The sequence below is a fragment of the Natronomonas marina genome (assembly GCF_024298905.1).
GTDB classification, from domain to species: Archaea; Halobacteriota; Halobacteria; order Halobacteriales; family Haloarculaceae; genus Natronomonas; species Natronomonas marina.
Map to the genome: position 1 here is coordinate 520,943 of NZ_CP101154.1, position 21,449 is coordinate 542,391.

Genomic DNA, 21,449 nt, shown 5'->3' on the forward strand with positions numbered 1-21,449 from the left:
ACGGCGGGGGTTACCCGACCAGGAAGATGGTGACGAACGCGATGATGATCAGCGTCTCGGGCAGCGCCGTGAAGATGAGACCGGGGACGAACATGTCGTCGTCCTCGGCGACGGCGCCGACCGCGGCCGACCCGATGCCGCGCTGGGCGTAGCCGGTACCGAGAGCGCCGAGGCCGACCGCGATGGCCGCCGCCCCGTTCTCCGACAGTGCCGGTCCACCGTTCTGCAGTACCACGTTGGCGAGTTCGGTTGCTTCGAGCATAGTTTGTAGGTCCCGATTACTGCGTTTCGGACAGTTCGATTTGCTCCCTTCGGAGCTATAAAGCTTCCCAAATACGACTACCGAGACCCTCGATTACGGGGGATACGGAGCGACCGCTGTCCGCCCGAGAACCCGCGACCTGTCCGATTTCGATGATAGTTGGTGAGCCTATTCCTCGGCCGTGAACGTCCGGTCGTAGCCGAACGGCGAGTAGTCCTCGCCGCCGTCCTCGTAGAACTTCGAGAAGAACTCGAAGTACTCCAGTCGGACGCTCTGGATGCCCGCCGAGGTGATGCCGAGCAACAGTACCACGAGGTGACCGACGAGCAGCACGAGCACGCCACCCAGGAGCGCGCCGGCACCGCCGTGGAGCAGCCCGGGGAACATCACGGCCTCGGCGCCGTACTCGGTCCGGGCGTACTCCGGCCCGTGGGTGAGCAGGAAGTGGAACTCGCCGTCGTGCTCGTAGGCGCCGAAGAACAGGAGGTTGACCGCGAAGGCCATCCCCGCCTTGGCGAGCAGCACCGCGGCGATGCGGAGGTACGAGAGGACGTGAGCGAGCACCTGGTGGGCCTCGACGAGTTCGTGCGTCGGGCCGATGGCGAGAAGCACCAGCCCCAGGACGGCCAGCCCGATGCCGACGAACCCGACGACCGGTGGGAAGCCGGCGAAGCCGAGTTCGAAGGCCGCTCCCTCGCCGCTGTTGAAGACCGTGAACAGCAGGTCCGGCTTGGGGCCGCCGCTTCCGTACGGCTCGGGGGCGCCGACGGTGCTGAAGATGAACAGCCACAGGCCGTTCAGCGTCAGCAGCCAGGCGCCGACCTCCTCGATAGCGGCCCGGAGCCCGTGGAACGTGTACTCCTCGATGAACTCGAAGGTCCACGCGAGGTTCAGGTGGAAGACGCCGAACAGGGCGGTGAGGACGAACCAGGCCTCGGCGTAGAACGACTTCGCCGGCTGGAGGCCCTTCTTGATGAAGGGCGCCGTGTACACCGAACTGATGGCGGGGAGCGTGTCGAGGTGGAGACCGAACACCTCACCGTAGAGGATGCCGAAGACGAACGTCGAGATGCCGGCCGCTGCGGCGACCTTCCCGAAGTTCTGGAAGGTCTCCGAGTCGAAGTTCCGGATCATGTAGTAGCCGATGGCCGTGTAGATGAGTCCGTAGCCGATGTCCCCGATCATGAAGCCGAACATGAGCGGGAACGTCAGGAAGAGGACGAACGTCGGGTCCAGTTCCGTGTACTTCGGCTTGCCGACCGCCTGGGTCAGCAGTTCGAAGGGCCGGACGCCCGAGGGGTTGTCCTGCTCTGTCGGCGGCTCGCTGTCGCTCATCGCGCGGTCGCCGGTGGCGTGGCCGCCGTCGGCCCGGACCTCGTCGTCGCCGGCGCCGTCGGTTGCGACCGGCTCGCCGACGCCCGGCTCCTGGGTGTCGTCGTCGTGGTCGGTCTCGCCGTGGTCGACGAAGGAACTGTCGCGGTAGTCGGCCCGTTCCAGTTCCTCGACCTCGACGTGGTCGCCGACCGACGACTGCAGCGCCTCCGCGAGGTCGGTGAACCGCTCGCTGGGAATCCACCCCTCGGAGACGAAAGCGTTGTCGGTCGTCGCGAAGTTCAGCGGTGCCTCGCTCTTCTGGACCCCGACGGCGAGTTTCTCCTCGGCGGCGAGCAGGAAGTCCGCGACCTCGTGTTTCAGGTCCTCGAGTTCGTTCTCGACGGTCTCGAGCTTCGATTCGACCTCGGTTCGTCGGCTCTGGAGGTCGTCGATGTAGGCTCCGGGACTCGTCGCCTCCCCGCCGTCTCCGAGGTCGGGAATGTCGTACTCCGTGAACGGCGTCCCGACCAGGGCGTCCTCGATGTCGACGGCCGGCGAGACGAAGAGGGCGACGTACTCGTCTTCGGAGAAGACGTCGAAGGCGTCGACATCCTCGGCGTCGACGAGCGCACGCCGGAGCTCCTCGGCGTCGCCCTCGCCGACGGCGGTCGAAAGCGTTTCGTAGCCGGAGAGCAGGTCGAGGTCGATGCCCAGTTCCGCGAACGGGCGGGCCGTCTCGATCTTCTCGTCGATGTCGCGCAGTTCGTCCTCCAGATTCGAGCGACGGTCGTCGAGTTCGTTGACCCTCGTCCGGGTCCGCTCGAGTTCCTCGTCGAGTTCGTCGTCCTCGAGGATGCGGACGCGGCCCGCGTCCTCGTCGGACACCTCGAGGGTACTCTTCAGCGCCCGGACGGTGACGAGTTTCTCGGAGGCCTCGTCGGCGCCCTCGACGGGGTCGCCGACGGAGAAGCCCTCCCAGGCGTCGTCGTAATCGGTGACGTGCAGCAGGTTCAGGTCGTGAATGGTCTCGACGGTCTCGTCCATCACGCGCTTGGATCCCGTCACCGAGACCCGGCTCATCCGCTTAGGTCTGAGCATCCACCGCCTCCGTGAACAGCTCCACTACGTACTCGGCCGCCTCGTCGCGCTGGTCGTCGGCGCGGGCCTCGAGGGCCTCCCGCTCCTCGTGACCCTGCTCGAGAATCTCCTCGCGTTCGGCCTCGATCTCCTCGCGGGCCTCGGCGAGTCGTTCCTCCTTGTGCTCGCTGGCTTCCTCGCGGGCCTGCTCGCGGATCTCCTCGGCCTCCTCGCGGGCCGCCGCGATCCGCTCTTCGCGGGCCTCCTCCGCGTCGGCCACGATCTCGTCGGCCTCGCGTTCGGCCTCCTTGATTCGGTCGAGAACCTCTGGCCTGGCCATGGTTATATCACCTGAAACTTCGGAAAGGGCCTATTTGGTAGTTGCGAAACCCGACCGACGGGCGCTCGGGACGACCCCTGGCCGGACGCCCCCTCACGGTCGCCGACGAATCCGGGGAGTTATGGCCGGACCGTCCCAAGAGCCGTCGATGGGACTGCTCGAAGACAAGGCTCGCGCGCGGGTGTTCTACAGGTACCTCTCGAAGGTGTACGACACCATCAATCCCTTCATCTGGAACGAGGAGATGCGCGACGAGGCACTGGAGTGGTTCGGCGTCGAGGCCGGCGACCGCGTGCTCGACGTCGGCTGTGGCACCGGCTTTGCGACCGAGGGGCTGTTGCGGCAGACCGACGACGTCTGGGGGCTCGATCAGTCGGCCCACCAACTGGAGAAAGCCTACGCGAAGTTCGGCAAGCGGGGCGACGTGACGTTCACGCGCGGCGACGCCGAACGGCTGCCATTCGCCGACGACAGTTTCGACGGCTACTGGTCGTCGGGCTCCATCGAGTACTGGCCCGACCCCGTCGCCGCTCTGCGAGAGGCCCGACGGGTGACCAAGCCCGGCCGCCCCGTCCTCGTCGTCGGCCCGGACTACCCCAAATCCTCGGTGTTCCAGAAACTCGCCGACGCCATCATGCTGTTCTACGACGAGGGGGAGGCCGACCGGATGTTCGCCGAGGCGGGCTTCGAAGAGTTCGAACACCACATCCAGCAGCGGGCCCCCGGGACGCCGCGGGCCATCACCACCGTCGCCTACGTGCCGGAGGAGGACGGAGAAACGACCGACAGCGAGGTCGGCGTTGAGGCCGTCTAGGCGGTCGTCTCCAGAACGGCGATCCGCCGGTCGCCGACGTACATCCGTATCTCGACGCTCGCGCCCGCCCGGATCGCCGGCGCGTTCGTCGAGGCCACTCGCAGCGACGCCGTCTCGCCCGCCGTCCACGACCCCGAGTACGCGCTGTTGAACGGGCCCGTCGGCCCGCTGTGGAACCCCGTCGCCGAGAAGAACGGGACCGGCGGCTGCTCGGCCAGTCGCCGGCCGCCGACGCTGATTCGGACACGGAGCCGTTCGGGATCGACGGCGCCGCCGCCCCGGTGGGTCACCGTCACCGTGCCGTCCGGGGCGGCCGTACAGTCGAAGGCGGCTACCGTCGTGCCGTCGGGCGGGGTCGCCGAGAGGAGGGCGCCGACGCCGGCCGCCGTGACGACGGTCAACGCGACGAGCAGGACGACGCCGACGACCGGCACGGCGGCGCGATCCGACATGCGGTCGGTGGCCGCGGCTTCCTACAAGAGGGTTCGGCTACGAGACGGTCGTCTCGACGACGACCGTCTCTCCATCGTGGGTGACGGTCGCGTTGATCTGCCCCCGCGGGGCGACGGTCCAGAGGCGCTGGCCACCCGTTCGGCCGACGTGGTCGCCGTTGACGGTGACGCTGGCGTCGACCGGCTGGCCCGTCGCCGTATCGTAGGCCGTCACGCCGAGCGGCCCACTGGCGTAGGTGGTGTCGACCCGCACCCGGAGACTGTCGGCGCCATTCGTCCTGTTGAAGCTCTCGGTCGGAACCCGGTCGACGTGCTTTCGCTGTGTCTCCTTGACGACCCGGCCGGTGCCGCCGTCGAGGTACGGCGTCAGTTCCCCGTGGTCGTAGCGGTAGACGATGCTGTACAGCCGGGCTCCCTCGGTCCCGATGCGGTCCGGATCGTCGACGCCCGGGTTCCCCTCGTTCACCCAGGGGTAGATCTCGGTGAGACGGCTGAAGACCTCCACGAAGTTGCCGTACCTGTCGGAGTCGCGGACGTTCCTGATCCCTGGGGTGTACGCCTCGCGGACGTAGACGTACCTGCCGTCCTCCTGGCGCTGTACCGTCGCGAGAACGAGCCCGCCCCCGGCGGTCTCGGCGTGGACGCGGGTCGTCTTGGTCCCGTCGAGTCCCTCGATGATGTCGTCCCGGACCGGACCCTCCAGCGGGGTCAGCCGAATCCGCAACGTCGACAGCCGGGCGGCCTCCTCGCTCATCCCGAGTTCGCCCGCCCGGTTCTGGAGCCATCTCGCGGTCTCGGCCCGCTGTTCTGCCTCGGCGTGAATCCCCGAGAGGATGCGGAACAGGTCCGCTTCCTCGATCTCGCCGCCTGCGTACCGGTCGATGGAATCTATCTCCCGGCTCTCGAGGGCATCGACGCGCCCGGCGAGCCGGTCGGTCCCGTTGCGGACGACGGTTCGCCGGGCCTCCTCGGAGCCGGCGTCGTCGTACTTGCGCTGGAGCGAGACCATCGAGAACGTCGATCTGACCTCGCCGCCGTTGGCGCTGACTGTCGCCGCGACGTCGATCGACGTCGTCTCCTGGCCGCTGCGGTCGACGTCGCTGGCGTTCGGTCCCAGATAGTTGGAGGTGTTCTCGGCGGTCTGGACCACCATGGGCGACCCCGTCCCCTGCTGGAGGGCGCCCGCAGCCCCGACCGAACCGAGACAGACGAGGAGGGCGAGTGCGACTGCCCGGAGACCCTGCATACGACCCACCTCGAACCGGGCAAGTAAAAATCCGACCGTCTCGTACGCTGGTACAAAAACGGCCTCAAAGCGAACGAGAGGTAGTATAAAGACTGCAGACGTTTTATCGCGTGATAGAAAGCGTTTTCCCGTATCGGTGTGCATGCCCCAGGTATGCGGTGTCGGGTCCCCCTCCTGCTCTGTGGTCTCCTGGTGGCCGCCCTGGTTTTCGGTGCCGTTCCGGCGGGCGCACAGCCGTCGGCGGAGGAAACCCGGCTCGAACTCCAGCTTCAGGACGACGGCGACGGCCGCTGGACCATCGTCGCCACCGTCCCGCTGGACGATCGGGAGGACGTCGAGAACTTCCGGTCGTTCGCCGAGGCCTACGAGCAGGGCGATCAGGACTTCCGACTGGGAGTCGACGCGTTCAGACGGGCCGCCTCGGAGGCTTCCCGGACGACCGGCCGGGAGATGACGGTCGGGTCGGCGAACCGGTCGGCCGAACTGGTCAACGGGACGACCGACAACGGAACGGTCGACCGATACGGGGAGTTGCAGGTGTCTTTCACCTGGGAATCGTTCGCCCGTATCGACGAGAACGGGACGATGTACGTCGGGGACGCGTTCAAAACCACGAACGGGACGTGGCTCTCCGGCATCGGCCCGAACCAGACTCTCGTCATCCGGTCGCCGCCGGGCTACACTGCGCCGACGACGTCGCCCATCGGCGCCGAGGACGGCGATCTCAGGTGGGAGGGCCCGCAGACCTTCGAGCCGGGCTACTTCGAGATCGTCTACCAGCCCGACCCCGCAGGACCGGGCGACGGCCTGGGGGCCTCGACGCTGCTCTTGATCGGGGCGCTCGTCTTGAGCGGCGCGGCGCTCCTCCTCGGGCTGTACCTGCTGTGGCGCCGCCGGGACGGCACGACCTCCGACGAGGAGCCGCCGGCGGCGGCCAACCCCGGGCCGGACGCCACCGCGGCGCCCGACGAGGAGGCGAAACCGGACGACCCCGACGAGGCCGAACCGGACGACGAGCCGGACCTGGAGTTACTCTCCGACGAGGAACGCGTCGAGTACCTCCTCGAGCAGAACGGCGGCCGGATGAAGCAGGCCAACATCGTCAAGGAGACCGGCTGGTCGAACGCCAAGGTCTCACAGCTGCTGTCCTCGATGGAGGAGGCCGACCGCATCGACAAGCTCCGAATCGGTCGGGAGAACCTCATCAGCTTCCCGGACGAGGGAGTCACCGACCTCGAGTCCGGCTCCGAGGACGCCTGACCCTCGAGTCCGGCTCCGAGGACGCCTGTCGGTCGAATCCACGCTCGGGACTGGACAGTGTTCACTCCAGTACGGCGTTGCGACAAACGCTGTACGATTCGGAAACGTTTAACCGAGAACGGTCGTCATATCCAACGACTAGCCGTTATGAAAATACTCGTCACCGTCAAAGAGGTAGCCGAGGTCGACGACGAGTTCCGCATCTCCGGGCTCGACATCGACGAAAGCTCCCTCGAATACGACCTCAACGAGTGGGACGACTACGCCGTTGAGGAAGCCGTACAGATCTCGGAGGAGAACGACGACGTCGAGGTGGTCACCGTCACCATCGGTCCCGAGCGCGCCGAAGAGACCATCAGGATGGCCCTGGCGAAGGGCGCCGACCGCGCGGTGCGCGTCTGGGACGACTCCCTGGAGTCGGCGCAGTTCCTCGACATCGACACGAAGGCCGAACTGCTCGCGGCCGTCGCCGAACAGGAGGACCCCGACTTCGTCCTCTCGGGCGTGCAGGCCGGCGACGACGCCAACGGTGCGACCGGCGTCGCGCTGGCCGAACGGCTCGGCTTCGAGTGGGCCGCCGTCGTCAACTCGCTGGATCTGGACGCCGACGCCGGCCTCGCCAGCGTCCGCCGTGAACTCGAGGGCGGCGTCGAGGAGCTGACCGACGTCGACCTGCCGGCGGTGCTCACCATCCAGACCGGCATCAACGAGCCTCGCTACGCCAGCCTGCGCGGCATCCGGCAGGCCCAGCGGAAGCCGCTCGAAGTCCAGGGCCTCGACGACATCGGGCTCGACGACTCCGTCGTCGACTCGCCCGTCGAGCGGACCGAGATGTACGAACCCGAATCCGAGGGCGACGCCACCTACTGGGAGGGTAGCCCCGAGGAGACCGCCGGCGAACTGGCCGAGTTCCTCCGCGACAAGGGAGTGGTCGAAGGATGACGGTACTGGCAGTCGCCGAGCACCGTCGCGGCGAGGTCCGCGACGTCTCCTTCGAACTCGTCACCGCCGGTCGTCGGCTGGCCGACGACCTCGGAACCGACCTCTCGCTGCTCGTCGTCGGCGGCGACGTCGACGGCTTCGCCGAGGACCTGAACCGCGACGGCGTCGACACCATCTACACCGTCGACGAGGGCGAGGAGTTCAACCACGGCGTCTACACGCAGGCCATCGAGCAACTGCACGCCGAACTCGACCCCACCGCGCTCGTGACGCCGAACTCGGTCAACGCGCTGGACTACGCCCCCGCCGTCGCCGAGAGCCTCGACATCCCGCTGGTCACCGACGTCATCGACTTCGAGGCCGACGGGACCGTCGAGGTGACGCGAGAGCAGTACGGCGGCAAGGTCGAGACCACCTACGACGTCGACGCCGACCAGTACGCCATCACCATCCGGCCGGCCGAGTGGCCGAAGGCCGAGGAGACCGGCGACGCCGCTATCGAGGCCTTCGACGCGGACATCGACGCCGACCTCGGCACGACCGTCAACGGCTTCGAGGAGGTCGGCGGCGGCGACGTCGACATCACCGAGGCCGACGTGCTCGTCTCCATCGGCCGCGGCATCGAGGAGGAGGAGAACCTCCCGCTGGTCGAGGAACTGGCCGACGCGCTGGGCGCGACGCTGTCCTCGTCGCGGCCCATCGTCGACAACGGCTGGCTGCCGAAGAACCGCCAGGTCGGCCAGTCCGGCAAGGTCGTGACGCCCGACATCTACATCGCCATCGGCATCTCCGGCGCCGTCCAGCACGTCGCCGGCATGAAGGGCGCCGACACCATCGTCGCCATCAACACCGACCCCAACGCGCCCATCTACGACATCGCCGATTACGGCATCGTCGACGACTTATTCGAGGTCGTGCCCGAACTCATCGAGGAGTTCGGCGGCGAAGCTCCCGACATCTGAACGCCACCCCGGCGTTCCGGTAGTACCCCTTTCGTCGGCATCCGTCACGTACTTCCGGGGACCGACCCTACGCGTTTTATGGAGTATCTCGAGCGGCGTCGAGCGCTCGTCGAGGGGCGACTGGAGCCCGTCCTCGACGCCACCGAGCCGGACGCGATGACCGAGCGTCTGGAACACGTCTCGCTGTCGGGGGGCAAGCGGGTCCGACCGATGGTGACGCTGCTGGCCTTCGAGGCCGCCGGCGGCGAACTGGCAGGCGAGGACGGCCGCTCGACGCCGCCGTCCAGCACGGCCGTCGACTTCGCGGTCGGCATCGAACTCGTCCACAACGCCTCGCTCGTCGTCGACGACATCATCGACGAGTCCGAACTGCGCCGCGGCGTCGACAGCGCGTGGGCGGCCTTCGGCCACGGGCCCGCCATCGTCACCAGCGACGGCCTGCTGGGTGAGGCGTTCGCGCTCTTCTCGGCCGACGAGCGCGCGATGCAGGTCGTCAGCGAGTCGATGGTCGAACTCGGCGAGGGGGAGGCGACCGAACTGGTCGCACAGCCGACGACCGAGGGGGAGTACATGGAACTGGCCCGCCGGAAGACGGGCGCGCTGTTCCGGGCCGCGGCGGAACTGGGCGCCATCGCCGCCGACGCCGACGCCTACTCCGTCGAGGCGTTCGGCCGGTACGCCGAACGGGTCGGCATCGCCTTCCAGATACGCGACGACGTGCTCGACGCGACGGCCGACCCCGCGGAACTCGGCAAGCCGACCGGACAGGACGAAGCCATGGAGCGGCCCTCGCTGGTCCAGATAACCGACATGACGCCCGAGGAGGCCAACGAGCGGGCACGTCGGGAGTCCGAGGCGGCACTGGAGGCACTGGAGGCGACCGACGCCGTCGGTTCGGAGGCCGCCGGCTACCTCCAGGACCTCGCGGAGTTCGTCGTCGTCCGCGAGCGGTGACGGAAAACAGCAACGCGTTTACCGACGGACGATAGAAAGCCGCCAATGATAGTGCCCGGCGTCGCCTCCCAGGAGATTGCGGCCGCACTCTCGGTGGAACTCGACGAACCGCTCGCGGCCGTCGAGTACGACCGCTTCGCCGACGGCGAACGCCTCGTTCGCGTCCCCGGGACCGACGAACGTGCCGTCGTGGTCGCCTCGACGGTCTCCGACCGCGCCCACGTCGAGTTGCTCCAGTTGCAGGACGCCGTCCGCCAGCGGGCCGAGGAGGTGGTGACCGTCCTGCCGTACATGGGGTACGCCCGCCAGGACGAGGCCTTCGAGACCGGCGAACCCGTCTCGGCGCGCGCCGTGGCGCGGGCCATCTCGACCGGCACCGACCGCGTCGTGACCGTCAACCCCCACGAGTCGGCCGTCTGTGACTTCTTCGAGGTCCCCTGCGAGACCGTCGACGCCGCGGCCCGGCTGGCCGACCCGCTGCCGTCGCTTTCGGACCCGCTCTTTCTGTCGCCGGACGCCGGCGCCGTCGCGCTGGCCGAGACCGTCCGGGACGCCCACGGGTCCGGCGAGACGGACTACTTCGAGAAGCACCGTGTCTCCGACACGGAGGTCGAAATCCGACCGAGCGACGCCGCCACCGCCGGCCGGGACGTGGTTCTCGTCGACGACATCGTGGCGACCGGGTCGACGATGAGCACCGCCATCGAACAGCTGTCGGGGCCCGAACGGGTCTTCGTCACCTGCGTCCACCCGATGCTCGCCGGCAGCGCCCGGACGAAACTCGCAAACGCCGGCGCCGACGCGGTGTACGGCACCGACACCGTCGAACGGGCCGTCTCCGAGGTCAGCGCCGCGCCCGCCATCGCCGCCGCGCTGTAGTCAGGTCTCCTCGGCGGTCTCGGCGTCCAGTTTGACGTACGCCTCGCTCGCCGCGTCCGGCAGCGCGGACTCGTGGTGCCGGTAGGCTCGCGCCGACCCGCACTCAGGGCAGGTCGTTCCCTCGTCGTCGGCCGCCTCGTCACCCCCGTCGAGCCGCTGGCTGTGCTCGCAGGCCGGACACACCAGATACGGCGGGTCGGCGGTCACGGGTATCGCCTGCCCAGGAGCGCGAGCGTTCCGGCCAGCGCCGCGGCGACGACGACGACGCCCGGTCCCGACCCGTCGGCTCTCGTCGGGGTCGTCTCTCCTCCGCCGCCGGGCGGCGACCCGGTACCGCCGTCGCCGCTCTCGGCGGCGGTCGAGCGCCCGGACGTGGGCGTCTCGTCGCGGACCGTCACCGTCGCCGTCCGTTCGCCCGCCCGAATCGTGTGCTCGCCCGGCGAGTCGAACGTCGCGTTCGCCGTGACCGCGGTCGTTCCCGCAAAGGCGACGCGCTCGCTCGTAACGGTTCGGCCGCCTGCGGTGACGGTGACCGGTCCGGCCGCGGGGCGGTCGGCTCCCGACGCCACGTCGACGCGAAGCCGGACCCGCTCGCCGAGCGCGGCACTGTCGGGGACCGCCGAGACGCCCGTCACCTGCGGCTCGGCCGGTTCCTCGACGACCGCGGTCGCCGTCGCGGTGCCCGCCCGGAGCTCGTACTCGCCGGCCGCCTCGAACCGCCGCGTGAACGACAGCGTCGTCGATTCGCCCGGCTCGAGGGTGCCGCGCCGGGAGGCGATGCGAGTGCCGTCGACCCGGAACGCGACGTCGAACTCGCCGGTCTCGGTGCCGGCGTTGCGGACGGCGACGGTTACTTCGAGGCGCTCGCCGGCCACGACCCGCGGCGCCGCGAGTCCCGCCGACCGGTAGGGGCCCGCGACGGCGAACCCCTCGAAGGACCCCCGCAGGAGCGGACCGCCGAAGGCCGCGACGTGTGCCGAGCGGTTCCAGACCTGCGGGGTCGCCGTCGTCTCGGTGTACCGCCGGGCGTCCTCGCGGGTTTCGGGGGCGCCGGTCTCCCCGACCGCCTCGAGGAACGCCGACTGGGAGACCTCCCGGTCGCCGAAGGACGCGACGACCCCGTCCATCGAGGCGCCCTCGCTCGCGCGGAGTCGCCGGTCGAGCGCGCCGAAGACGAGCGCGCCCTTCACGTAGTCGCCCTCGTTGGCCCGCCAGGTGTCCGGGTCGACCAGCCGGACGTCCTCGTACTCGGGGCGGGTCCCCCGCTGCATCTTCTCGCGGAACGCTCCGTAGTCGATGCGGTCGGCCTCGTAGGGGAGCAGCGCCGCGTAGTACTCCGCCATCCCCTCTATCGTCCACCGGGTCGCCTCCGTCGCCTCGTAGTCCTGGCGGGTGTGGACGTACTCGTGGACCCAGGCGTTCCGGGCGGTGTCGACCCGCTGGACGTCCCGGACCCACATGTCGGCGTCGCCGCCCTGGAGGCCGGTCGCCGCCCACTCGACGGTCGTGGGGGCGACGACGACGAACACCGTCTCGTCGCGCTCGCCGAACGGGACCCGGCGGGAGGCGGCCGAAAGCGAGTCCAGCGCCGCCCCCGGCGACGCCGTCATCTCCGCCGCTTCCGGGACGACCAGCCGGAACCGCTGTCCTGCGGCGGTCTGCGCCCGCTCGCGGTGGGGGCCGAGGTACGTGATGTTCGGCCCGGCGGCGCCCTCGCCCTCGACGGCGTACCGCTGGTCGGCCTCGACGGACCTCCCCGGTTCCCGGAGGAAGACACGCGGCGAACGGACGATGGCCCACTCGTCGGTGACCGCAAAGAGGTGTCGCTGCCCCGCCCCGCGGTCGACGGTGACGTTGCCCCCCATCGTGTAGGAGAGGGACGGCTCGTCGGTCGAGCGGGTCCACTCGTAGGTCCGGTCGTTCACCCGGGTGAAACCCTCGGTCTCGTAGACGTCGGTCCGCTCGGGGATCGTCACCCGGAGTCCGGGCGTGCCGTCCGGCACGTCCACCCGCGTCGTCACGTCCACCCGCCCGGGGTCGTCGGCCATCCCGACCGTGTGGTCGACGTCGACGCCGTCGGCGGCGGCCGTCCCGGCGACGGCGGCGGTCCCGGTCGCCACGAGCACGACGAGGAGCGCGACCCGGAGGACCGCCCGACCGTTCATTTACTCGTCAGGTACGGGCTCGATACCTATCCGCATGTCGGTGCCCTCGACGTCCCAGGTCCGGCGGTGTCCGTCCGCGACCGGGCCGAAGGCGGCCGCGCGGACCTCTTCGGCGATGAGCGCCTCGCGCTCCCGCACGAGGTCGGCGACCCGATCGTCGGCGACGTCGAGGTCGACGCGAATCTCGGCCTCGATGTCGAGGTCCAGTTCCTTGCGCATCTCCTGGACACGGCGGACGACCTCGCGGGCGTAGCCCTCCGACTCGATGTCCTCGGTCAGCGTCGTGTCGACGTAGACGACGCCGCGGTCCTCGCCGTCGACCGCGAAGGGCGTCCCCTCGACGCCCGCGGGGGTCTCGGCGTTGAACGACACCATCTCCTCCGTCAACTCGACCTCGCGGCCGAGTTCGTCCGCGACGGCGGCTTCCAGGGCGTCGACGCTGGCCTCCGCCAGCGTGACGGCGTTCAGTGCGTCCATCACCTCGCCGGCATCCTCGCCGAAGGCGGGCCCCAGCACCGACATGTCGGCGCGGGCGCTGTACCGAAGTTCCTCCCAGTCGGCGCCGGTCTCGACGAGTTCGATCTCGCGGGCGTTGAGCCGGTCCCGCAGCAGCGGGCGGTGGCGGTCGACCGCCGCGGCCGCCTCGGCGTCGTCGGCCGCGACGACGACCCGCTGGACGGGCCACCGGAGCTTCCGCTCGGCCTGCTGGCGGGCGTTCGAGCCGGCCTCCTCGACGGCCGCCACGACCTCGATGTCGGTCTCCAGTTGCGGGTCACGGAGCGTCTCGTCGACCTCGGGCCAGTCGCACATGTGGACCGTGTCGTACCCCTCCTCGCCGGCCAGCGTCCCGTAAATCTCGTCGGCGACGAACGGGCCGAACGGCGCCAGCAACTTCGTCGTCTCCACGAGGACGTGGTACAGCGTCTCGTAGGCGGCCCGCTTGCTCGTCGACTCTTCCTCTTCCCACATCCGCTCGCGGACGACCTGGATGTAGAACCGGGAGACGTCCTCGACGACGAACGACAGAAGCGCGTCGAGCGCCTTGTCCTGCCGGAAGTCCTCCCAGTGATCCGTCATCTCGGCGACGACGGTCTGGAGCCGCGACAGCACCCACTCGTCGACCGTCTCCAGTTCGAGGGTCCCGAACCCGTCGGCAGCGTCGCCGCTCGGGGTCGCCACCTGGGGCTCGAAGTCGTCCAGCCGCATGTACGGCAGCGGGAACCGGAAGACGTTCCAGAGGATGTTGAGATCGCGGGTCCGGTTCTCCATCTCGTCCCACGAGAAGCGCATGTCGTCGCCCTGTGGGGTCTGCCCGAGCAGGAACAGCCGCATCGGGTCGACGCCGTACTCCTCGATGACCTCCTGTGGGTCGACGAGGATGCCCTTCGACTTCGACATCGTCCGGCCGTCCGGCATCAGCGCCCACCCGTGCATCAGCACCTCCCGGTAGGGGACCTCCCCGAGCGCCGCGGTGCCCATCCCGAGTTGCGACCAGAACCACCCGCGCGTCTGGTCGTGGGCCTCCATGATGAGGTCGGCGGGCCACAGCTCCTCGAAGGCCTCGTCGCTCTCCGGGAAGCCGATGGTCCCCCACGACGCCACCGAGGAGTCCAGCCAGACGTCGAACACGTCGGGGACCCGGCTGTAGGTCGTGCCGTCCTCGGTGATGGTCAGCTCGTCGACGGTGTCCTTGTGGAGGTCGACCGCGTCGGGGTTGACGTCCTGGTCGACCCGCTCGGCCAGTTCCTCGCGGGTGGCGACGACGATGGCGTCCTCGACGTCACCGGACCACTCTTCCGGCGTCCAGATTGGGATGGGGATGCCCCAGTAGCGCTGTCGGGAGACGTTCCAGTCCGGCGACTCCTCGACGAAGTCCCGGAAGCGGTTGTCGCGGGCCTCCGCGGGGTGCCACTCCGTGTCCTCGATGTTGTCCAGCAGTTCCTCCTTGATGTCGGTGACCGTGATGAACCACTGGTCGGTCACCATCTGGATGACGGGCGTGTCGCAGCGCCAGCAGTGCCCGTAGTCGTGGTGGTACGTGTCCCGCGAGAGCATCAGGCCCTTCGCCTCGAGGTCGTCCATGATGTCCGGGTCGGCGTCCTTGACGAACTGGCCGGCGTACTCGCCCGCCGCCTCGCCGTAGACGCCGTCGGGGTCGACCGGACAGAAGATGTCCAGGCCGAGTCCCCGACCCCGCTCGAAGTCCTCCTCGCCGTGGCCGGGCGCGGAGTGGACCAGGCCGGTCCGGTCGGCCTCGACGTAGTCGGCGGTGTAGACCTGCAGTGCGCCCTCGAAGTCGGGGGCGTCGGGGACCTCCTCCCGGAGCGGGTGCTCGTAGGTCCAGCCGACCATTTCCTCGCCGGTCAGTTCCTCGCGGACCTCGTAGTCGTCGTAGCCGCCGACCTCGACGACGTCCTCGACGCAGGAGGCCTCGAGATACAGCAGGTCGGTCTCGTCGCCGCGACGAGCCTCGACGGCCTGGTAGGTGGCGTCGCCGTCGACGGCGACGAAGGTGTTGGCCGGGATGGTCCACGGGGTCGTCGTCCAGATGACCAGCGATCCCTCTCGTCCGGAGAGGGGGAACTTCACGTAGATGGAGGGGTCCTCGACGTGTTCGTACTCGACCTCGTTGTTGGCGATGGCGGTCTCACACCGCGGGCACTGCGAGATGGAGCGCTGGCCCTGCTCGACGAGGCCGCGGTCGTGGGCCTTCGAAAAGCCCCACCACGCAGCCTCCATGTAGGAGGGGTCGACCGTCTTGTAGGGATTGTCCCAGTCCATCCAGACGCCGAAGGATTTGAAGTCCTTCTGGAGGCCCTCGAGTTGCTCGTCGGCGAAGGCCTTGCACTCCTCGATGAACTTCTGCTCGCCGAACTCCTCGATGTCCTTCTTGTTCTCGAAGCCGAGTTCCTCCTCGACGCGGGTCTCGATGGGGAGCCCGTGCATGTCGTAGCCGGGACGGTCGGTGACGTCGTAGCCGCACATTCGCAGATACCGGATGTAGGCGTCCTTGAGGGTCTTGTTCCAGGTCGTCCCCATGTGGGCCGCCCCGGAGGTGTACGGCGGCCCGTCGACGAAGAAGAAGTCCTCGCCGTCGGCACGGTGCTCCTTCGTCTTCTCGTAGGCGTCGACCGCGTCCCAGTGCTCGAAGACGCGGTCCTCGACCTCGTGGGCCTCGTACTGGTCGTCGACCGCTTCGAACCTGCTCATATCACCCATGTTCGGCCGCGCTGTTAAAGGAGAATCGGTAGCGTGTCAACGGTTCCGGTGGCCCGAAACGGCGTACGACCGCCGCAACGGTCGGCGTTGGCTCGGTCACTCCAGTTCGATCTTGCGGACGAACGCCAGGGAGCGAATCTCGTTTATCACCTCGCCGTCCAGTTCCTCGTCGGTGATGAGGTAGAGCTTCGGCTCGTCGGTGAACTCCGGGTCCTCGCTTATCGTCTGCCGGATGGATATGCCCCGGTCGGCGAGGACTCCCGTCACCGCCGCGACGATACCGGGCTTGTCGGCATCCTCGGGAAGGATCGTGAGGACCGTCAGATCGAGCACCGGCGCCAAATCCATCAGCGAGGGGATCGCGGAGATGTTCTGGAAGATGCGGCGTAGCTGTTCGTCCTCGAGAATGGCGTCGGTCGTCGCGTCGACGACCCGCCGGTCGACGTCTATCTCCCGGGCGATGCCGGTGTTGGGGATCTCGATGCCGCCGGAGACCACCCGCCCCTCGTCGTTGACCGAGAAGCCCCGCTCGAGCAGAAGCCGGATGACAGCCTGCTGGCTCGGGCTGTCCTCGAACTTCCGCATGATCTCGTCGAACATACACGCCCCTCGAAGGGAGGGGTGTTGTCAGTTACGCCGCCGGGGACACGACAGTTCGGACGAACGTTCGACACGGGGGCACGGACGAGGAGGGAACGGCCGTCGCCACCGCCCGCGGGGCCTACGGGACGAGGAACGGAAGCGTGACGTAGCTCGATGTCACCGGAGTAGCGAACAGGCGGTGCGGGCGGAACGGACGCCGACCGGCGATGCACCGCGCTCCCGCGAGGCGCCGGTCGGTCGCGGTCACAGCACACGGTCGGTGGTCCCGTTCCGGTATTTAAATCCAGGGGGCCCGGCTCGGACGAACGCCCGCGTCCGTCGGGCGGGGTTCAGTCGTCGGCCGGGGCGGCACCGGACCCGCCGACGGCGCCGTCGGGGACGGTGCCGTCGTCGTTCCAGCCGCGCCGTTCGTAGTAGTTCGACAGTTCGGCGTCGAGCCCCTCCAGCTCGTACGGCAGGTCGGCGTCGTCCGACCGGTCGAAGCCGCGCTGGTTGTTGAAGTGCCGCTCGAGTTCGACGATGCGGCCGCCGACGTCCATCAGCGTCTCCCAGTCGGCGTCGAACAGCCGGGCGTACCGCTCGTGGGTCATGCTGGAGAAGGCGAACTTGCAGAGCACGCCGGAGTCGTGGACGGCGTTCTTGTTCTCCATCTCGACGAGCCGTTCGGACTTGCCCTCGACGCCGTCGGAGTCCAGCGCCTGCTCGGGGGCGACGAGGGGGTACTCCAGCTGGTACATCTCGGCGTACATGTGGTCGGCGCCGCGGTTCGACGTGGCGAAGGAGAGCCCCTGGCCGTTGAGCGTCCGGCCGTCGTGGGCGGCGAACTCCATGCCTTTCATCGTCCAGTTCTCGACGCCGAGTTCGTCGTGGAAGCGGTCGATGCCCTCCGCCAGCGTGTCGCCGACGCCCTCGCGGTAGGCGATCTTCTCGACGAGCTCGTGGATGAGGTCGGCGTTGCCGAACTCGTCGTTGGCGGCGAGGTAGGCGGCGACGGCGTCGCCACAGGAGATAGTGTCCAGCCCGTACTGGTCGCACAGTTCGTTCGACTTCATGATGGCGACGAAGTCGTCGACCAGGGCGTTCGAGCCGAACGACATCATCGTCTCGTACTCGGGGCCCTCCGTCTCGAGACCCGATTCCTCGTCGCGGGTCGGCAGTTTGCAGGCGAAGGCACACGACGAACACGTTCCCTTCTTGTACTTGTGCTCGATGACGGCCGCCGAGCCGATGTCGTCGACGGCGTCGTAACTGAGTTCCTGGAAGTACTTCGTCGGGAGCGCGCCGACCGCGTTGGCGTAGTCGGAGACGGAGACGGTGCCGGCGTCCTTCATCGGGCTGCCGGACTCGGAGGCTTCCCGGTGAATCTCCCGGACGAGTTCGTCGTCCAGTCCCTCGATTTCGGGGCGGGAGTCGCCGTCGACGGTGAGGAACTTGACGTTCTTGGCGCCGAGGACGGCCCCGAGGCCGCCGCGACCGAACGCCCGCGACCCGGAGGTGATGATGGCGGCGAAGCGAACCTCGTTGTCGCCGGCGGGACCGACGACGGCGGTGTGCTCCTTGTCGAGGCCGGCGGATTCTCCGACGTAGTCGGTGGTCTCCTCGACGGTCGCCTCCTCGAGGTCGGGGACGGGTTCGAACTCGACGCCCTCGTCGGTGACGTGGACGCCGACGAGTTCGTCGCTCGCGCCGGTTATCTCGATCGCCGAGTAGCCGGTGTCGACGAAGGGCCGGGACATGAAGCCGCCGGCGTTCGAGGAGAGCAACCCGTCGGTCAGCGGCGACAGCCCCGTACACGAGAGCCGGCCGGTGTAACTCATCATCGAGGTCTGTAGCGGCCCGGCAGCGAACACGAGGCTGTTGTCGGGGCCGAGCGGGTCGGCGTCGAACGGGATCCGGTCGTGGGCGAGTTTCGTCCCGACGCCGCGCCCGCCGACGAACGACTCGAGTACGTCGTCGATTTTCTCCTCGGTCGTCTCTCGCGACCCGATGTCGACGGACAGGAGCGGACCCTCTGCGTGTATCATTGACGGTCGAGTAGGGGCGTCCCGCACCTATAAAACGTCTGCCACGGATCCTCGGGGGGTTAATCCCCGCGGCAGACCGCCATCGCCTCGCGGACCGCGTCGTGTTCGCCGACGACGGTGATCCTGTCGTCGCGGTCGAGGACGTAGTCGCCGTCGGGAACGAAGGTGTCCTCGCCGTGGGTCACCAGGGCGATGAGACACCGGCCCGGCAGTTCCGCGCCGACCTCGTCGACGGTCCGCCCGACGAACTCGTCGCTTTCGATCGCTATCTCCTGAACGTCGCCGCCGTCCTCGATGTTCTCGGACCAGCGCTGCATCGCGGGCCGCTCGATGACGTTGTCGATGGCCTGTGCCACCGCGTGCGACGAGGAGATGACGTCGACGTCGAGGTCCTCGAACGCTTCGAGGTTCTCCGGCTGGTTCGCCCGGCAGATGACCCGCTCGGTGTCGAACTTGGTGGCCGCGAGCCGACCGATGAGCAGGTTCGTATCGTCGTCGCCGGTCGCGGCGATTATCGTGCTGGCGTTGGACCCGCCGGCCGAGCGCAACGCCTCCAGGTTGGTCCCGTCGCCGATCTGGACCGTAAAGCCCTCCTCGCGGGCCTGTTCGACTGCTTCCTCGTCGTTCTCGATGACGACGACGTTCTCTCCTCTGTCTTCGAGGCGGCGAGCGAGTTCACGGCCGACCCGTCCGCCGCCGATGATGAGTACACGCATTGGTATCACGTCCAGTCGTTCCGCGATGTAGCGGGCGAACCCGCCCTGCAGGGCGACCGTCGAGAGGATGACGAGAAAGACCGTCCCGACGAGCAGCGTCGCGTTGGTCTCCAGTTGTGCCGCCCGGGCCACCTCGCCGGCCGCCCGGAGTTCGGCAGCCTGGTTCTGCAACTCGACGGCGAACAGGGTAGCGACCGACGCGGGGATGATGCCGCGCGGCCCGACGAAGCCGACGAAGAGCCGTTCCCGGAGGCTGAAGTCGCCGCCGACCGTCGAGACGTAGACCAGGAGCGGCCGAATGACGAAGATGACCGCGAAGACGACGACCACTCCGCCGACGCCGAGCGCGAGCAGGTCCTCGAGTTCCAGCAGCGCGGCCAGTGCGATGAAGACGAACGACAGCACGATGAGCGTGACGTCGCCCTTGAAATCGGATATCTGCTGCTCGTAGGGGACGTCGAGGTTGCCGAGCACCACGCCGGCGGTCGCGGCGGCGGCGACGCCGGCCTCGCTGGCTATCGTCTCGCCTGTCCCGAACGCCACCAGCGCCCCCGCCAGGACCACCAGCCGGGCGTTCCGCGGCGCGTCGCCCGGCGAGAGGTCGATGTACCGGAGGACGAACCAGACGACGACGGCGACGACGACGCCGACCAGGACGCCGCCGCCGAACCGTTCGACGAACAGCCCCAGGAACGCCGCCAGCGTCGGCTCCTCCAGCTGGAGGGTCTTGAACACGACCACCGCGAGGATGGCGGCGGTCACGTCGTTGACGATGCCCTCGGTCTCCAGGGCCACCGCGACCCGGTCGCGGACGGGAACGACCCGGAGGATGGGGGTGATGACCGTCGGCCCGGTCGCCACCAGCAGTGCGCCGATGAGGAAGGCGAGCCCCCAGCCCGTGCCGACAGCGTACCGAACCACGATCGCGGTGCCGACGAGCGCGATGGCGGCGCCGACGGTGACGAGCCGGAGGCTCTCGCTCGTCGCCTGCCGAATCTTCTCGATCCGCAGGTGGAAGGCGCCCTCGAAGACGATGATGGCGACCGACAGCCCGACGATGGCCGGCAGCGACGCGAACGAATCCCGCGTGATGACGCCCAGCCCCTCGGGACCGAGCGCGATGCCGGCCGCCAGCAGGAAGACGATACTCGGGACCTCGAAGCGGTCGGCGAGTATCTGGGCGGCGACCCCGATGGCGATTATCGCCGCGACGAGCGGAATCAGTTGACTCGCCACTGGAACCTCTCCATCGTCCCGCGATTCGACCGCCTCCCGAATAAAACCCCCGAGACGCCCTGCCGGAGGCTACGTCTCGCGCTCGTCGAGGTACCGGAGGACGCCGCGGACGTTCATCGCCACCTCGCCGTCGGCCTTCTCCTCGCCCCACACCTCGTCGATGTCCGCCGTCTCGACGAAGTGCTCGACGACGGCCTCGTCGTCTAGCTCCTCGCGCTTCTCGGCGACCGCCTCGACCCAGCGGGTGACGACGTCGACGTACTCGGCGAGGCGGTCGTCGGCCGGAACGTCCCCGAAGTGGGCGTAACAGAGTGTTTCCGGCGCCATGCGAGCTATCGAGCGGGCGTCGGCGACGACCTGTTCGAGGTCGAACCCCGGCGGCGGCGACGTCTCCCGGACCGCGTCGCGTTCGGGGACGTAGATGCCGGCCGCGTCGGCGGTGAAGACGGCGTCGGCGGCCCGCTCGTGGAAGACGACCTGATGGAAGGCGTGGCCGGGCGCGTGGTGGACGTCGAGGTCGAGGCCGCCGAGGTCGACGGTCGCACCGTCGTGGATCGGTTCGACGGCGTCGACGGGGACCGGCTTCGGCTCCGTGTAGTACCGTATCTGGTCGCCGACGGCGGCCTTGGTGCCCTCCCAGATGCGCCCGGGGTCGGTGAGGAACTTCGCACCGCTCTCGTGGACGTAGACGTCGGCGCCGGTCTCGGCGTGGATGAACCCCGCGCCGCCGGCGTGATCGAGGTGGACGTGCGTCAGCGCGATGACTTCGAGATCCTCGGGCGCGATGCCGACCGTCTCCAGACTCGCCAGCACGCGCTCGTAGTTCGTGCCGATACCCGAGTCGACGATCGCCGGTCGCTCGGTGTCGAGCAGGTAGACCGCTCCGTACTCCGGGACGTCGTACATCCCGGTATCGACGTAGTAACAATTCGGCACCGCATCGACCTCGTAGACGTCGCCGATGGCCATGGCGGGGGCTACCGC

18 protein-coding genes are annotated in these 21,449 nt (G+C 68.6%); 6 read left to right on the forward strand and 12 right to left on the reverse strand.

Annotation, left to right across the window (positions count from 1 at the left end):
- Positions 1 to 10 precede the first annotated feature (10 nt).
- The 3 genes from NLF94_RS02835 to ahaH all read right to left on the reverse strand — a co-directional run bounded on the left by NLF94_RS02835 (position 11) and on the right by ahaH (position 2,993).
- Positions 11 to 262, reverse strand: coding sequence for a hypothetical protein (locus NLF94_RS02835; RefSeq protein ID WP_254839944.1), 252 nt, complete (start codon positions 260 to 262; stop codon positions 11 to 13).
- Between the two features lie 168 nt (positions 263 to 430).
- Positions 431 to 2,674: a V-type ATP synthase subunit I gene (locus tag NLF94_RS02840; protein ID WP_254839945.1), complete on the reverse strand. Its 2,244-nt coding sequence runs from the start codon at positions 2,672 to 2,674 to the stop codon at positions 431 to 433.
- Positions 2,661 to 2,993: an ATP synthase archaeal subunit H gene (ahaH, locus tag NLF94_RS02845; protein WP_254839946.1), complete on the reverse strand. Its 333-nt coding sequence runs from the start codon at positions 2,991 to 2,993 to the stop codon at positions 2,661 to 2,663. Before ahaH ends, NLF94_RS02840 begins: the two co-directional genes overlap by 14 nt.
- Before the next feature lie 148 nt (positions 2,994 to 3,141).
- On the opposite strand from ahaH, the gene NLF94_RS02850 reads away from it, so the two are divergent.
- Entirely contained in the window at positions 3,142 to 3,807 is a 666-nt protein-coding gene (locus NLF94_RS02850) for a methyltransferase domain-containing protein (RefSeq protein WP_254839947.1), read from the forward strand.
- Here the strand turns inward: NLF94_RS02850 and NLF94_RS02855 are convergent.
- Both NLF94_RS02855 and NLF94_RS02860 read right to left on the reverse strand, forming a co-directional pair.
- Positions 3,804 to 4,259, reverse strand: coding sequence for an archaellin/type IV pilin N-terminal domain-containing protein (locus NLF94_RS02855; RefSeq protein WP_254839948.1), 456 nt, complete (start codon positions 4,257 to 4,259; stop codon positions 3,804 to 3,806). The genes NLF94_RS02850 and NLF94_RS02855 overlap by 4 nt on opposite strands.
- Before the next feature lie 37 nt (positions 4,260 to 4,296).
- Positions 4,297 to 5,505: a DUF7096 domain-containing protein gene (locus NLF94_RS02860; protein WP_254839949.1), complete on the reverse strand. Its 1,209-nt coding sequence runs from the start codon at positions 5,503 to 5,505 to the stop codon at positions 4,297 to 4,299.
- A 153-nt stretch (positions 5,506 to 5,658) separates the two neighbouring features.
- Here NLF94_RS02860 and NLF94_RS02865 point away from each other — a divergent pair, with 153 nt between their 5' ends.
- The 5 genes from NLF94_RS02865 to prs all read left to right on the forward strand — a co-directional run bounded on the left by NLF94_RS02865 (position 5,659) and on the right by prs (position 10,502).
- Positions 5,659 to 6,765, forward strand: coding sequence for a helix-turn-helix transcriptional regulator (locus tag NLF94_RS02865; protein WP_254839950.1), 1,107 nt, complete (start codon positions 5,659 to 5,661; stop codon positions 6,763 to 6,765).
- A 147-nt stretch (positions 6,766 to 6,912) separates the two neighbouring features.
- Complete coding sequence (locus NLF94_RS02870) at positions 6,913 to 7,707, forward strand: electron transfer flavoprotein subunit beta/FixA family protein (RefSeq protein WP_254839951.1); 795 nt, start codon at positions 6,913 to 6,915, stop codon at positions 7,705 to 7,707.
- The gene (locus tag NLF94_RS02875) at positions 7,704 to 8,669 is read left to right on the forward strand and encodes an electron transfer flavoprotein subunit alpha/FixB family protein (protein ID WP_254839952.1); all 966 of its coding nucleotides are present in this window, start codon (positions 7,704 to 7,706) and stop codon (positions 8,667 to 8,669) included. The genes NLF94_RS02870 and NLF94_RS02875 overlap by 4 nt, the downstream gene beginning before the upstream one ends.
- A gap of 78 nt (positions 8,670 to 8,747) precedes the next feature.
- Entirely contained in the window at positions 8,748 to 9,623 is an 876-nt protein-coding gene (locus NLF94_RS02880; protein ID WP_254839953.1) for a polyprenyl synthetase family protein, read from the forward strand.
- Between the two features lie 45 nt (positions 9,624 to 9,668).
- Positions 9,669 to 10,502, forward strand: coding sequence for a ribose-phosphate diphosphokinase (gene prs, locus NLF94_RS02885; protein WP_254839954.1), 834 nt, complete (start codon positions 9,669 to 9,671; stop codon positions 10,500 to 10,502).
- Here prs and NLF94_RS02890 read toward each other — a convergent pair whose 3' ends face one another.
- From NLF94_RS02890 to NLF94_RS02920, 7 genes are all read right to left on the reverse strand, one after another.
- Entirely contained in the window at positions 10,503 to 10,709 is a 207-nt protein-coding gene (locus tag NLF94_RS02890; RefSeq protein ID WP_254839955.1) for a hypothetical protein, read from the reverse strand.
- Positions 10,706 to 12,667: a CARDB domain-containing protein gene (locus NLF94_RS02895; protein WP_254839956.1), complete on the reverse strand. Its 1,962-nt coding sequence runs from the start codon at positions 12,665 to 12,667 to the stop codon at positions 10,706 to 10,708. Before NLF94_RS02895 ends, NLF94_RS02890 begins: the two co-directional genes overlap by 4 nt.
- Positions 12,668 to 15,877: an isoleucine--tRNA ligase gene (gene ileS, locus NLF94_RS02900; RefSeq protein ID WP_254839957.1), complete on the reverse strand. Its 3,210-nt coding sequence runs from the start codon at positions 15,875 to 15,877 to the stop codon at positions 12,668 to 12,670.
- Positions 15,878 to 15,982: 105 nt separating this feature from the next.
- Entirely contained in the window at positions 15,983 to 16,486 is a 504-nt protein-coding gene (gene trpY, locus NLF94_RS02905; RefSeq protein ID WP_254839958.1) for a TrpY family transcription regulator, read from the reverse strand.
- Positions 16,487 to 16,818: 332 nt separating this feature from the next.
- A complete protein-coding gene (locus NLF94_RS02910) occupies positions 16,819 to 18,513 on the reverse strand; it encodes an aldehyde ferredoxin oxidoreductase family protein (RefSeq protein WP_254839959.1) in 1,695 nt (564 codons plus the stop codon).
- Between the two features lie 59 nt (positions 18,514 to 18,572).
- Entirely contained in the window at positions 18,573 to 20,465 is a 1,893-nt protein-coding gene (locus tag NLF94_RS02915) for a cation:proton antiporter domain-containing protein (protein WP_254839960.1), read from the reverse strand.
- Between the two features lie 69 nt (positions 20,466 to 20,534).
- The gene (locus NLF94_RS02920; protein ID WP_254839961.1) at positions 20,535 to 21,434 is read right to left on the reverse strand and encodes an MBL fold metallo-hydrolase; all 900 of its coding nucleotides are present in this window, start codon (positions 21,432 to 21,434) and stop codon (positions 20,535 to 20,537) included.
- Positions 21,435 to 21,449: the final 15 nt, after the last annotated feature.

What these genes read in the sequence shown, in the direction of transcription:
- trpY (WP_254839958.1), bottom strand. Translation starts at nt 16,486, where the DNA reads ATGTTCGACGAGATCATGCGGAAGTTCGAGGACAGCCCGAGCCAGCAG.
- NLF94_RS02920 (WP_254839961.1), bottom strand. Translation starts at nt 21,434, where the DNA reads ATGGCCATCGGCGACGTCTACGAGGTCGATGCGGTGCCGAATTGTTAC.
- NLF94_RS02835 (WP_254839944.1), bottom strand. Translation starts at nt 262, where the DNA reads ATGCTCGAAGCAACCGAACTCGCCAACGTGGTACTGCAGAACGGTGGA.
- NLF94_RS02860 (WP_254839949.1), bottom strand. Translation starts at nt 5,505, where the DNA reads ATGCAGGGTCTCCGGGCAGTCGCACTCGCCCTCCTCGTCTGTCTCGGT.
- NLF94_RS02910 (WP_254839959.1), bottom strand. Translation starts at nt 18,513, where the DNA reads ATGATACACGCAGAGGGTCCGCTCCTGTCCGTCGACATCGGGTCGCGA.
- NLF94_RS02880 (WP_254839953.1), top strand. Translation starts at nt 8,748, where the DNA reads ATGGAGTATCTCGAGCGGCGTCGAGCGCTCGTCGAGGGGCGACTGGAG.
- NLF94_RS02840 (WP_254839945.1), bottom strand. Translation starts at nt 2,674, where the DNA reads ATGCTCAGACCTAAGCGGATGAGCCGGGTCTCGGTGACGGGATCCAAG.
- NLF94_RS02875 (WP_254839952.1), top strand. Translation starts at nt 7,704, where the DNA reads ATGACGGTACTGGCAGTCGCCGAGCACCGTCGCGGCGAGGTCCGCGAC.
- ahaH (WP_254839946.1), bottom strand. Translation starts at nt 2,993, where the DNA reads ATGGCCAGGCCAGAGGTTCTCGACCGAATCAAGGAGGCCGAACGCGAG.
- NLF94_RS02850 (WP_254839947.1), top strand. Translation starts at nt 3,142, where the DNA reads ATGGGACTGCTCGAAGACAAGGCTCGCGCGCGGGTGTTCTACAGGTAC.
- NLF94_RS02865 (WP_254839950.1), top strand. Translation starts at nt 5,659, where the DNA reads ATGCGGTGTCGGGTCCCCCTCCTGCTCTGTGGTCTCCTGGTGGCCGCC.
- NLF94_RS02895 (WP_254839956.1), bottom strand. Translation starts at nt 12,667, where the DNA reads ATGAACGGTCGGGCGGTCCTCCGGGTCGCGCTCCTCGTCGTGCTCGTG.
- prs (WP_254839954.1), top strand. Translation starts at nt 9,669, where the DNA reads ATGATAGTGCCCGGCGTCGCCTCCCAGGAGATTGCGGCCGCACTCTCG.
- ileS (WP_254839957.1), bottom strand. Translation starts at nt 15,877, where the DNA reads ATGAGCAGGTTCGAAGCGGTCGACGACCAGTACGAGGCCCACGAGGTC.
- NLF94_RS02870 (WP_254839951.1), top strand. Translation starts at nt 6,913, where the DNA reads ATGAAAATACTCGTCACCGTCAAAGAGGTAGCCGAGGTCGACGACGAG.
- NLF94_RS02855 (WP_254839948.1), bottom strand. Translation starts at nt 4,259, where the DNA reads ATGTCGGATCGCGCCGCCGTGCCGGTCGTCGGCGTCGTCCTGCTCGTC.